The 13,653-nt window shown below is 38.1% G+C and carries 12 protein-coding genes; 2 read left to right on the top strand and 10 right to left on the bottom strand.

The features are described from left to right. Positions 1–123: 123 nt before the first annotated feature. The 10 genes from M1381_02080 to M1381_02035 all read right to left on the bottom strand — a co-directional run bounded on the left by M1381_02080 (position 124) and on the right by M1381_02035 (position 11,541). Positions 124–384 carry a hypothetical protein gene (locus tag M1381_02080; protein MCL4477877.1) on the bottom strand — a complete coding sequence of 87 codons (261 nt, stop codon included), beginning with the start codon at positions 382–384 and terminating at the stop codon, positions 124–126. Positions 385–582: 198 nt separating this feature from the next. Further along, entirely contained in the window at positions 583–1,011 is a 429-nt protein-coding gene (locus M1381_02075; GenBank protein ID MCL4477876.1) for a hypothetical protein, read from the bottom strand. Between the two features lie 345 nt (positions 1,012–1,356). Then, complete coding sequence (locus M1381_02070) at positions 1,357–2,037, bottom strand: hypothetical protein (protein MCL4477875.1); 681 nt, start codon at positions 2,035–2,037, stop codon at positions 1,357–1,359. A gap of 325 nt (positions 2,038–2,362) precedes the next feature. Beyond that, positions 2,363–2,932: a class I SAM-dependent methyltransferase gene (locus M1381_02065; protein MCL4477874.1), complete on the bottom strand. Its 570-nt coding sequence runs from the start codon at positions 2,930–2,932 to the stop codon at positions 2,363–2,365. A gap of 339 nt (positions 2,933–3,271) precedes the next feature. Next, entirely contained in the window at positions 3,272–4,828 is a 1,557-nt protein-coding gene (gene lnt, locus M1381_02060; GenBank protein MCL4477873.1) for an apolipoprotein N-acyltransferase, read from the bottom strand. Positions 4,829–4,837: 9 nt separating this feature from the next. Then, positions 4,838–5,266 (bottom strand): rRNA maturation RNase YbeY, encoded by a 429-nt coding sequence (ybeY, locus tag M1381_02055; protein ID MCL4477872.1) that lies wholly within the window; start codon positions 5,264–5,266, stop codon positions 4,838–4,840. Beyond that, positions 5,226–7,547 (bottom strand): HDIG domain-containing protein, encoded by a 2,322-nt coding sequence (locus M1381_02050; GenBank protein MCL4477871.1) that lies wholly within the window; start codon positions 7,545–7,547, stop codon positions 5,226–5,228. Before M1381_02050 ends, ybeY begins: the two co-directional genes overlap by 41 nt. Further along, the gene (locus M1381_02045; GenBank protein ID MCL4477870.1) at positions 7,544–8,524 is read right to left on the bottom strand and encodes a PhoH family protein; all 981 of its coding nucleotides are present in this window, start codon (positions 8,522–8,524) and stop codon (positions 7,544–7,546) included. The genes M1381_02050 and M1381_02045 overlap by 4 nt, the downstream gene beginning before the upstream one ends. Positions 8,525–8,542: 18 nt before the next feature. Beyond that, positions 8,543–9,637, bottom strand: coding sequence for a DUF4388 domain-containing protein (locus M1381_02040; GenBank protein ID MCL4477869.1), 1,095 nt, complete (start codon positions 9,635–9,637; stop codon positions 8,543–8,545). Then, on the bottom strand, positions 9,628–11,541 hold the full coding sequence (locus M1381_02035; protein MCL4477868.1) for a tetratricopeptide repeat protein: 1,914 nt from the start codon (positions 11,539–11,541) through the stop codon (positions 9,628–9,630). The genes M1381_02040 and M1381_02035 overlap by 10 nt, the downstream gene beginning before the upstream one ends. Before the next feature lie 230 nt (positions 11,542–11,771). Here M1381_02035 and M1381_02030 point away from each other — a divergent pair, with 230 nt between their 5' ends. Together M1381_02030 and M1381_02025 are read left to right on the top strand one after the other, a co-directional pair. Further along, positions 11,772–12,296, top strand: coding sequence for a hypothetical protein (locus M1381_02030; GenBank protein ID MCL4477867.1), 525 nt, complete (start codon positions 11,772–11,774; stop codon positions 12,294–12,296). Positions 12,297–12,326: 30 nt separating this feature from the next. Then, positions 12,327–13,526 (top strand): cytochrome c3 family protein, encoded by a 1,200-nt coding sequence (locus tag M1381_02025; protein MCL4477866.1) that lies wholly within the window; start codon positions 12,327–12,329, stop codon positions 13,524–13,526. Positions 13,527–13,653 lie beyond the last annotated feature (127 nt).

Raw genomic sequence — 13,653 nt, 5'->3', positions numbered from 1 at the left:
CAAAGCACCTCCTGTGATTATTAAGACACCTCCTGTGGCAAACTGGTTTGTGTCTTTTTATCTATGAGCATATCAGAAAACAGATGTCCCTGGTATGCTCAGGAGGTGCACTTTATATGATTATCAGACCTTGAAATGTGAAAAGATACCATTGATTTCCTTTTGCAATCCTTTATCTTCATACATTTGCTTTTCCAAACTGCCGGCGGCCTTGCTCACTGATGAATAGCTTAATCCAAAATGTTCCACGATCTCTGCATTGCTCAGATTGCTATACCTCTTGAGCAAATAGATGGCTACATTCTTCTCTTTCGACGGATGGTGTTTTAGCTTGGGAGCATAGGGGTAGCCCTTGAAATATGAATAGTATACTGGAAGAGACACAGCACAGCAGTTGCAGAGAAATACCTATCAACTCGATACTCTACAACTCCGAAACTTTCTAACTTTCATCTCTGAAACCGGATTACAGCCGGAGTTTACCCAGCCGAATGCGGGGCGGGAATGACGATCTCAAAATACCCTCTCTGCTACCACGGGAATGGGGAACAGATAAGGAATTAAAGGAATGGTACACATGTTTCATTTTTTAAAATCAACCACGACGATACCTCCGTCAATATCAACGTAAACCGTAACCCAATACATGCCCTTCATATTTTTAAACTCTATCCTTTTTTGCACGCTATAGAAATCATCACCGCTGATATACAATTCATCAGGAGAATAACATGAGCTGCCGTAGTAATAACTCTGCGACAGTATGCCCTTATAAAAGGGCAATTGTACGGTGCCGTCGATACAGGCGTACAGGGTATATTTTTTACCGGGTATTAACCCCGAGCCCTTTTTATACTCGGTCTGAAATTTTACGTAACTGATCTTTTCCCCCATGATAAAGCCGGCGTTCTTACCGGGATGCTGCGTCCATCCTGCGAGCAGCACCAGACTTAAGACAACAAGAGGTATACTTGTGAGCCCCTTTCTTTTCGAAACAGAAGTCGTGAACATAGATATAATATAAAGCCGATGTGGCTTCCAGTCCATACAAACAGGGAGGACACGCTCATTAACGTACAGCCCTAGTTATACTTTCTTTTCCAGCGCAGTCACGACTGCCTTGCTCAGTTCCACAAACTCCATCAATGAATTCTTCTTTCTCTTCAAAAATATGCTGTCGATAGCTTCCTCGCTGAGCTACATGGTATGGATAATTTTTAACAACACTTGCTATTCTATGTATGCACTGCCGATATTATATAAGTTCGTTATTGTAAATGTATAACGAAACTGGTATCTGTCCCTGATTATACTCAGGGCAGTTTAATCCCGGTAACAAGAAAAAGTCATTCCCATTTAAAAATGATGTATGAACGTAAAGTTTATAGAAGTAGCACTTGCATTTTCAGGATAAGGTAGAATGTATGAATAACCAGAATTATCTGCTGCCTGTTCAGAAGTCACATGATGATAAATAATTTCTACTCCCAGCGACCAACTACTATTAGTTATATAATGCTCATATCCAATACCAAGATCAATTCCTGTACCCGGACCCAATTGAGCAATGGCGCTTGAGTTTGTTGCTGTAACGGAATTGCCAAAGAGATCTCCCGCATATGCGATGCCTACAATGAAATGCAAATTACTACCTGATGAAAGGGGTATTATAGGTTTTATATCAAAGCAAAATATGTCGGCAAAACTCCATGTGCCCGATATGCCGTTGTTATTATATAGCCCTAGTCCCTGATTTATTCCAATTTCAACTGCAAGATTCTTAATAAACTGATAGCCAATCATAAATGCCCCACCAATTCCTGTTGAAAAACCATCTTCGTCCGGTCCAGTAGGGATTTCTAAGCCACCTCCTCCTCCAATATATAACCCATTATGATTTACTCCATAAAGTTGGTGCAGATCGTCTGCCATGGCTGAAGGTAGAGAAAAAGAACCGATAATTAACGTACTAAGTATTAGGATGAACCCCTTCTCCGATGCAAAACCTCTGGATTTCATGATCAAAGATTTTGCCATACAATAACCGTACCACAATTGTTAATACTCTGTCAAAAGGGGAAAAACAGTACAACCTATTTCGTAGGGCAGATAAACGTGGACATTGTACACGGTATTTTGTAGTTTATATATAGGGTAATAATATGGCTCTGCGACCAGTTTTTACCTTACCAATTTACCGAATTCTTCCCTATAGAATTGAAATTAGGAGGAATGGTGGAATAAATCTCCCCTGCCCCCTGTAAAATCGGATAGGTTGAAAGAAGGATTGTTTTGTCACGGCGCCTTTGGCTTCGCTCCTATCAATGACAAGTAAGACGAGACACCAAGCATGTTATCATAATCATTTTTTGTCCTTGTTTGTTAGCAATACTGCCCTGCTAAAAGATACTTTGGGTCTTCCGATAACCTCCAATCCGATACTTTTTACTTTATCTATCATGTTTTCGAATGACTCTTTTGAAACATGAAACGAAGGTTCAATGACCAGTATCTTTGCTTTTGGTTTTAAGATCGATAGCAGTTCTCCGAATAGCTTATCCTGATCCGGCACCTCATGGACCATGTAGAATGCTAAAACAAAATCCACCTTTTCCGTAACACCGATAATATCATTTGAACACTTATGTAATTCAATTCTTTGTTCTAATACTGTTCCTTTAATCTTTTGTCTTAGCTTCTCAAGCATCCCTTCTTGTAAATCAACGGCAATAACCTTACCTGAACCACCGATCATTTTAGATAATTCTGTCGTAAAAAAGCCTGGTCCGCAGCCCATATCAAGGGCTGTCATTCCTTTCTCGATGTATGGTCTTAGTATTTTTTTCGGGTTTTGCAGTAATCTTCTTATCCAGTTATCAAGTCCACCAGCCCTTTCAACAGGACAAACCCTTTTACTCTTTTCGGCATTCACTGTTACTTCTCCTTATATTTTACCACGTTAGAAAGCTATTACACAGCAAGGCGGCCCGCAATAGCAGGTCCCCGGAAAAAATGAGTCTTGCTTTTCTACTTCGGCAGCAAAACATTTCCCTGGCGGAACCGTAAACCTGGGATTCGCAGAACTTAATTCTATCTTTGTTAATCACCCCTTTCCATCGTAGTCAAGGGCGTATAGATATACGGGGCTGTTTCCGCCTTCACCCGTTACAAATGTCCATGTTTACCAGGCTGCTGCGCGGTGAAAAGCCAAAAAACTATGGTCATGCTCCATAACGACAACAGACAAAGCACCATGCAATAAACATGCCTTTTATCCCTTTTTTATAAACATGAACTTATATGCATAAACAACCGCGAAAACTATAAAAATCACGGCGCATATTAAAACAAACAGATCCCCGTTCAATGTGTAAAATGTTTTCGTGTTAATCAAAGCTACCCTATAATTTATAAATCCAGGCACAAACAGTTTCGTCTGTTCCAATATTTTCCCTGTTGGGGATATTACAGCGGATATGCCGGTATTGGCGGCTCTTACAACAAACCTGTCATTCTCAACAGCCCTGAATACTGCCATGGATAAATGTTGATAAGGCGCAGAAGTATCTCCAAACCATGCATCATCGGTTATTGTAACAAGTAGATTTGCCCCATCTCTTGAGTCTTGTTGAGATAACTGTGGAAAAATGATTTCATAACAGATCAGTATGCCTGCTTTTACATTATCATAATGCAGCAATTGGTTGCTTTTCCCAGGCGTGAAGTCGCCCAGCATTGATGTTAGCTTTTTTAAAAAAAAGAAAACATGCTTCAACGGCAGATACTCTCCGAAAGGTACGAGGTGCCTTTTATTATACCTGCCGAGTATGTTGCCAGACGGTGACATCAAAAATGCGCTGTTAAAATATTCAACCCCTTTATTGGTAAATTTATAAGCAGGGCTGCCGAATAAAAGATACACGTGATTGGTTTTAACAAAATCACTCATCGCTGCGCCATAATCAGACGTGGACTGGAAGAAAAATGGTGTTGCTGTTTCAGGCCATATAACGAGGTCGGTATGTGATAATTTAATAGCCCGATCGGTTAACGAAAAGTACTCAGCCATTGTGCTGCTTTGATAAGATCGGTTCCACTTGATACTCTGATCGATATTGCCCTGTATAAGGCTCACATTTAGTGTGGTTTTGGTTTTTTTTATGGCATTATTTATACTATTCATTTTTATCTCTCCATAAACAAGGCTTATGGTTGTCAGCAAAAATACAGCAATAACCTTAAGAAATATCCACGGGTATTTTGCTGTTCTTATTCTCTCAATATCATACCACCATACGATGATCTCGTAGAGCAGGGTATTAAAGAGCATTATAATGAATGATACGCCGTACACGGCTGTAAATCTTGAAACCTGAATAAGTGCCAAATCACGGTATTGAGAGTAACCAAGCAGCTCCCATGGGAACCCGGAAAAAAGGAATGTTTTTATATATTCAAGTAAAACCCATAAAACAGGGACATAAATGAACTCACCAACAATAGACGCATTTCCGAACAAGTTTATAATAAATGTAAAAGTTCCGTAATATAATCCGCTCATGATTATTGAAAGCAGGATCAGTGCAATAATGCTAACGACAATGTTTATGCCGCCGTATTTATTCATTGCAACGACAACCCAGTAAAGAATAATAATGTTGGCAATAATGCCGGTCAAAAATCCGTAAACATAGCTTTTACCGTTTGTAGAATTTCTTAAAGCCAATAAAAGCGGTACAAATGCAAACCACGCAAATATGGAAACACCGTACCTCGGAAAGCTAAATCCAATCAATAAGCCGGAAATGATCGATAGAATCCATGGCATAATGTTATCTTAATCAAACATTTGTAAAAAATATTGTTCTTTCTTTTTCATCTTTAGTGCCTCTGCTCTACCTTTTGTATGATCAAGACCAAGCAGATGGACGTAACCGTGAACAAAAAGCTCGATCAGCCTCTGCTCAAGTGGTATGCCTGCGTTTAAAGCCTCTTTTCTTGCTGTGTCAACCGATATGATGATCTCTCCGGTAACGAGCAGACCGCTTTCAGGCTCTATTTGATTCATTTCAAAAGACATGACATTAGTAGGTTTATCCTTTTTTAGGAACTCTGCATTGAGTTTTTGTATTGTTTTATCGCTTACCAGAGCGACATATATTCTTGAAGATGTTTTTATATTTAGAGCAAACCGCTTTAAGGAAGTTCTTACAACCTTAAAAGGCTTATCTGTTCTTCGGTAATGGAACGATATTTGAATATCCATTTGTTTTGTTGGACAATTGATTGAACTTAAAACCAGGATAGTCAACCCTTTTGTGGAAAATGGCTACTAATATTTTTATGAAACTCTTTTTAATCTCATTTATGTCGTGCAATGTAAGTGTACATTCATCAAGCTGGCCATCCATAAATTTATTATTCACGATCTTTTCGACCATCGCCTTTATCTGGGCTGGATTCGGTTCTTTCAAAGTTCTTGACGCCGCCTCAACAGCATCGGCAAGCATAACAATACCCGTTTCTCTTATCTGGGGTTTTGGTCCATGATAATGGAATTCCTCTTCTTTTATATCTATACCGTTCTTCTCTTTTGCCTTTTCGTAAAAGAACTTAACAAGGCTTGTGCCATGATGCTGCTCGATAATATTGATGATCTTATCCGGAATTTTGTATGCCTTTGCAAGCTCCCTACCTTCCTTTACGTGTGATATGATTATAAGACTGCTCATGCTCGGGAGCAGTTTATCGTGTTTGTTTGCCATGTTCGCCTGATTTTCTATGAAATAATCGGGCATCTTGATCTTTCCAATGTCATGGTAATATGAGCCCGTTCTCGAAAGTAATGGATTTGCATGAATGGATGACGCTGCTGCTTCAGCAAGGGTTGCTGTCATCATACTGTGGTAGTAACTTCCGGGCGCTGAAACAAAAAGTTCTTTTAATAAAGGATTCTCGAGGTTTGCAAGTTCAAGTAATTTTATATCTGTTGCGTATCCAAAAATGGATTCAAAAACTGCTGTAAGTCCTGTAACAAGTATGGCGGAAACGATGCCTGCCAAAAACGCCATAGATCCATTTATAATAAATGTATCCAATGTGTCGGTTCCATTTATAAACATAAACGATGTTACAAGCAGTATATCAACAATACCTACAATTACGCCGCCCTTAATTATGGAAGTTCTCTGCTCGCATCTTGCAAGTGTATGTGCACCAACTATACCGCTTATTATAAAGTATAGAGGTATAAACATACCATCGGATACCGTGATAGAAGATAGTAAACCCGCTATTATGCTAAAACCTATTGCTATCTCTGAATTAAGTATAAGTCTGACGATCATCGCCCCAAACGCTATTGGTACTGCGTAATAATAGGCTGAGGACGGTATTATAAATGAACCAATTTCATGGATATTAACAAACATGGTTGAGAGTCTTGCAAATATGATGGTAAGCAAAAGCACTATGGAAAGGAACATGCTGTCTTTTAAGCTTACCCGGAACTTCCGTATGTTTTTCTGAGAGAATTCAACCACTGCAAAAATGGATATAAAGGTTATGATTGCGTACAGTAATGCATAAGCATACCAGTACACAACCATCCTATTACCGGTGAGAACTTTTAATTTTGCAAAAACACTTGAATTGATTTCTTCACCTTCTCTTATGATCGTTTCTCCCTTTCTGATATGTATTAGAACGGGTTTTGAAGCTTGCTTTGCCTTTGCGATTATTGCAGCTGTTGCCTCTTCATCATACCTAACATCCGGTACAATAAAATTTTCTGCAAAGTTTGTAAGTACTATATAATCGTTGATAGACAATTGAGGGAAAGTAACGGTAATCAAGTCAAACAAAGGGCTTTTTGCATTTTGTTGATCTACAAAATTGTTTAAATCATGTATATATGATTTACCAACACCTCTTGTATTTAATAGTATACCAGTGCTTGTATGGCTTTGTACGTCATTGAGCTTAACCACTATTTTATATTTATCATAAAATTTCTGCATCACGCTTATTAAATTATCTTCGTAATATTTGCTAAAGTTCCTTTTATATAGAAAGGAGATCGTGCCCTGGGATAATGTTTGGCCCGAGAATTTCTCTAAATAGCCGTTTATTTTATCCGTTATCTCGTTCAGGGTATTATGCGATGCAATCATGAATCTTCCGGTACGGAAAACCTTTATGAGCATATAAAAAACATGCTGTTTTGTAAAAGGGTTATATCTATAAACGGGAGGCAGGGACCGGATTAAATTTTCTATATACTTTTTTGTTCCTACGGTATCAATAGCGTGTATATCCTCCGGTGCATGGATTGTCTGTCTAGCTATGTCCCCTATATGATAACTTTTTATAGGCTTTATATTTGTTACAGGAGCTACAATTATGCCGATGATTATGCTAATGATTGCTATGAAGACCGTTTTGACGATCTCAGGATGTGTATTCACAATTGAGACGGTATGCATCTTTTTTAAAGATGCCGAATAAAATGAGATCAATCGGGATTTAGTCGTATTAATGAGATTCATTCTATCTTATGTGTATTATTTTTTTGTCCATAATTTTCATAAGCTTTGATTATTTCCTGAATAAGCCTGTGCCTTACAATATCAACTTCTGAAAATCTGATAAACTTAATGCCATCTATGTCGGAAAGTATCTTAATACTTTCCACAAGTCCCGAGTTCTTATCCTTTGGAAGATCTATTTGTGTTATATCACCAGTTACAATGGCTTTGGAATTAAATCCGATCCTTGTCAAAAACATCTTCATCTGTTCGGATGTCGTATTCTGAGCCTCGTCAAGTACAATAAACGCATCATTCAGGGTTCTGCCTCTCATGAAAGCAAGCGGGGCCACCTCAATAACACCTTTATATATCAATTCATTTACGCGGTCCTGATCCATCATATCGTATAACGCATCATAAAGCGGCCTCAAATACGGGGATACCTTTTCGGCTATATCCCCAGGCAAAAAACCAAGCTTCTCTCCCGCCTCAACCGCAGGTCTTGTAAGTATGATTCTATCAACCTCTTTACGTAAAAGCATAATAAGTGCCATTGCCATTGCAAGATATGTTTTCCCAGTTCCGGCAGGCCCTATTGCTATAACAATATCGTATTTTTTTATAGCATCAAGATAGAATTTTTGGTTTAAGCTCTTTGGTACGATCTTTTTCTTTTTAAGATTTATAAGCGCATCGTCAAGAAAGATAGAACTCAGGTCTATGGTAATATCTTCCTTTTTTATGGCAATTGCGTTTGAAATATCGCGTGGGCTTACTGCGTATCCTTTATCCACTACGTTATAGAGCTCTGACAATAATACATTAACCAATTTAACAGTTTCCGTCTCACCACTGTAATTAAGGACATTACCCCGTACATTGAGTTTTATACCAAAATTATTTTCTATAACCTTAAGGTTTTCGTTATTAACACCAAACAAAACCTTGGCAAGCTCATTCGATTCAAAAACTCGTGTTTCTTCTTTTGCTATCATACCTGTTTGGATAACACCTTACCTTGCTGTATATTTTGGTTCGAGGAGAATATAATTATCATGACCCTTGCTATAATAGTATTCACTGCCATACGGGAAAGTCAAATCATCTGCCTTTAATATATGGGTGGTTAAAAGCACATCCAGGGAATCAGGATACCTGCCGAATTCTATTTTATACATATCAATTGCATTCTCTATCCTTAATTTTTGATAATTGCCTATATATTGCAATATGTTGGAGTAGGTTATATTAACAGTATACCCGTTTGATCTGAATGGGTTTACCTTTGAATAATAAAGTATCATAAGTATAATAATGACATTTATTATAAATGTGAGCACAGCTTTTGCAGCTAAAACGAATTTTGAAAATATAGAAGGTTTAGCGGCTTTAAATTCCTTCCCTTTTAGATAAATACTTACCATGCCGTTTTGAAGCAGATTTGTCAGTATAAGCAATACCTCATTTTTGCTGAGCAGGCTCATATAATAGATCTCTATAGCTGTCTTTTTACCATCTATAATGCTTAAAACAGCGTTATCCTGTGTTTTTATTTCATATTCTTTTGATTCAGGATGGGTTCTTTTAAATACCATGTCATCTGTATAATTCCACTTGATCTGCGTAACCTCGTCAACGATCCTTGCGGATTCCATCAAAATAAACTCGGCATTTATCGGTTCTATAATGGATGGATCGTATTCTATCTTGGTAGGCTCAAATTCATAGGAACCCTTTTTTAGATGATGCATTATGTGCAGGGATTCACTGGAAACAGATCTTATTAAATTAAATATATCAGAGACAGTGACGGGAAACCTTTTCAGGATATCTGTTTCTGATAAACCGGTTCTTTTTGCCTCTCTGCTTAAAACCTTTACCTGTCCCGCATCTAATATACCTGCTTTTTGCAGTCTCTCTGCCAGGTAGATTATAAAGGGTTTTTGCATCGGTATTGCCTTCACAAACATACCATTATCCAGATATACATCAAAATACTGGTCTTTTTTTACGCCCTTTACATGTAATATCCCTGTTGCCTGCTGGGATGTTAGCATCTGGATAACAGATATAATGTCAAATGTTCCGAGAGAGCCTTTCAAAACCATTTTGCCTCACCATAATATGAAAACAGAAGATTTAATAAATACAAAAGTATAACAGCGATCAGCGTTATTGTTTTTAACATAACGATAAAAGGTATGTTTACAGGAAATATATTGGAGATCAATCCGAACGACGTAATGTATTCTATTAAAAGATAGCTAAAAACAAATAGGATCAGTACACCTCTTAAAGTTAAGCCTCTTAATATGTATCCAGCACCTGGGATAAGGATAGAAGCAGACATATCTATTTCTTTTAACAACTTTTTCCACTTAACTATTCTCTGAATGATCTCAAGTTTTTTCTTATCATTCTTCAGGTCTTTTTTTACATGGTAGTTTAAACAATCATTGCATATGAGTTTCCTATACTCGTCATTCCTGTTAAACGCGTTATACAGTTTGCCGCATGATCTGCACCTTAAGGGTCTATCCATATATTTAGATAACAATATCAAAAGCAGGTATACAATCAAAAGCCATATACCGAGAGATGGAAGCCCTGATGCGCCTGGAAAGGTTATGAACTTGCTTATAATTAATGAGGTTAAAGATATGGCGGTTTTATTGTTTAATGTGTCTTTGAACATCCGATATGCAAGACTATTTGCTGATGGCATTGCATCTATAAAAATTCTATTTACATTAGATTTATCATAGATAGATGCGAAGTAACCGAACAATGAAGGATTAAGGATTTTTGCTTTATCAAGTTCGTTGCTTCCTTTAATATTTGCGTTTGCCAGATAGAGCTGCCCCAGATTATAGTGTGCTTCAAAAGAAGCTGGATCAATTTTGATTGCATCTTTATAATCCTGTTCTGCAATTTCCTTATTCCCCATTGCATATTCAAGATTGCCCATATTAATAAGCAGGAGAGGTGAGTTCTCATATCCATCGTTTATAAGCCTTTTATAATAGGTAAAGGCGCTGCCGTAATCCCCTGTCTTCTTAAGATAAAGTCCTGTGTATAAGTTACTGTATAGATCATCCGGATGACTGTCTGCATAAGATTTTAATTTGTATATATCGCTTTTTAAAGATGTCCCATAATAAATGTCCATTATGCTTGTCAAAGGCTGTTCCACGGGTTCCAGAATAGTAGCAACTCCGATAAGCGTGATATAGGTAAACATGGCAAGAAATGCTATAAAGCCAATGCTTAAAATACGTTCGGCAGGTTTCTGATAAATGAGTGTCATAAAAAGCCATAAAATTATTAGCCATATAGGCCCCAAACCGAATAATAATGGTATCAGCCCTATTATTATGGCAAAGACAACTATGGCATAATTGGGAACAATGCCGGGCAATATACTTCTTACGGTTTTATGTATTTGAGGATAATACCTGAACAACAGTAATAGGCTAAAAATAATGGATGTAAAAAATATAGCGAAGGTAATATTGATGAGCCTGTTTGATATAAATCTCATAAGATTGTAAGGATCGGCAAAAAAGAGCTTAATGCCTTTCATTAAATACATTAACGCATTGGCGTACTCCGGATGTCTGGATGTTAAAATATGGTATGACAACAACAAGTACGGCTCCGGCATAGACGGTGATAACAATGCTGCGTAGTCCACTAATTTCATTGATGCCTTTTCATTTGATTCATAAATAAGCGCAAGGCTGTATGGATAAAGATTGGTAAACCCGTTATCGAGTTTTATCTTATTAATACGTTTAACGATTGACGCATAATCCGTTGAAGTAATTCTTTGTTCCCAGATACTGTTAATAGAATCTGAGAAGCTATGCACGGTTGTGGAAGTTTGGGTGGTGGCTGTAATTACAGGATATTTTTGTGATTCAATAGATGGTTGATCTGCTTTTGAAACGGAGGACAAAAGGCACAAGCATAACGTAATGAAAAATGTAAAATTAAGCCTTTTTAAAAACATATTGTTAGCATGATATATGTGATACAGGTGTTAGTCAAATAGATATTTGTTTTTGTCATTTTAAAATCAAAAGCACTGCTGAAGTTTGGTGAACATAGATACCGGATTCAAAATTCTTAAACCAGAGGCGAGTTCCTTTCATTTATTTATATGCATTTTTTTGAAGAGTTTGCTTGCTTATATATTAGATTTTGTTAATATCCAAAAAACACATGATAAAGGAGCTGTTTATGAAGATAAAAGTACTCGTTTTAATGGGATTGCTGAGTGTAGGTATTGTTCCCAAGCTATGGGCAAAGGATCTCAGTGAAAGAATTGGTGCCGGTTTTAATTCGCAGATAGGCATAAACCAGCATCTTGATGCAGCATCTGCAAGGTACTGGTTTAACAAAGACATGGGGATTCAGGGAGATTTTGCCTTTCTGAATTTTTCACCAAACAACGGCAGCAGCCAGACATCGTTTGGGCTCGGAGGTAAATTCCTGTATAATGTAATGGAAGAAGCCAATATGAACTTGTATACAGGCGCTGGTTTATACGTTTTTAATCAACCGGTTTCAACAGCTACAGGAGTAGAGATGAAAACGGGTTTCAGCCTTGGTGCTTTAGGCGGTATAGAATTTTTCTTTCAGGGACTTCCGAATCTCGGGTTTAATCTCGAGCTCGATCTCGGTGTAAAATATCTCGATGGATACGGTACAGCATTTGGCATTTCTGCTGATACTATAAATGCAGGCATACATTATTATTTTTGATATTTTTTATATCGTCAAAAGGAGGACGGGATGAAAAAGCTATTAGTTCTTATGTTTATAGCTCTGGTGATTGCAGGGTGCGGCAAAAGTGAAGTAAACAACATAAATAATTGTAAAGTATGCCACACAAGTGCTTCGATGCTTCAGGCATCGGCTTCCTCCATAAATCCTGCCGATTTCCTTGTTACATCCGCTTTTTTGAATTCCCCGCATAACGTTATGCAATGCGTGGACTGTCATAAAGGAGATTCTTCTACCACTTCAATGGTTCAGGCACACAATGGTATCGTAAACGATCCATCTCTTGATCCAAATACGGTATGCGCAAATTGCCATGCAGGGATTGTCCAGAGCTATACAACCAGCTTGCATTACACCCTTGCCGGGGAGAAATCTTATTTACAGAAAATCTCCTGTTCATACTATAACAATTTAAACACTCCAAACAAAGTAGACTGTCAGACCTGCCATGCATCTTGCGGCGGTTGTCATGTGCAAAGACCAATTACCGGCGGACTGATCGAAGGACATGAATTTACAGTCGCATCAATGCAGGACACGTGTAATCAGTGCCACACAACACAAGCACAGGAATTTGAAGGTCTATCAAGCAATCCGCCCGATGTTCATTATAATCTCGGCTTTCAATGCAAGGACTGTCACAGCAACGGCATACACGGTGATGGTATAACCTATACAACAATGTGGCAGGTAAAGGAGATGCCCCAATGCGGTATGTGTCATACCGATGTTACCAATGGTACTTCGGGTATCACAGAACACAACATACCACAGATGGGAACTCTCAATTGCACCGTATGTCACTCACTACCTTATAAAAACACGTATGATTATATAAGCATGTACTCGGGAAATCAGTATATAGGTGCGGCACAGTTCACACAAACGGATTTCAGGATCGGGCTTAACGATATAACAACAGAATCCTATATCTATACAACCGTAAGGCATTACCCCATCACAAGGGATACTTTTGATTATTTCGGGTTTGGTCTTCTTCCGGGTTTTGATCTTGTGCCGACATGGCAGAATACGTATCCCCATAACATACAGCTTATTACCCCGCAAAATGGAGGTGACAGCATATCGAGCTGTACAAATTGCCACAATAACAGCAGCCTTTTCCTGACAAGGGATATGCTTGATCAAAATGATTCTGCCGCTAATCTTAATATCGCAATAACGCATCCACCGCCTGCTGTGAAATAAGGCATATGTATACGTCATTGCACTGGTTCACGATTTGTATGGGTAAACCCATGCAGCCGTCCATATTATTAGAGCAGTCACACGGCGAAAAGAAAACGGGGTTGTTTTGTTGTAGCGGCAGCTCATG

This window comes from Deltaproteobacteria bacterium (assembly GCA_023382265.1).
Classification (GTDB): domain Bacteria; phylum JAMCPX01; class JAMCPX01; order JAMCPX01; family JAMCPX01; genus JAMCPX01.
The sequence above is the reverse complement of the archived record's forward strand: the minus strand, read 5'-3'. Positions and strand labels throughout refer to the sequence as shown.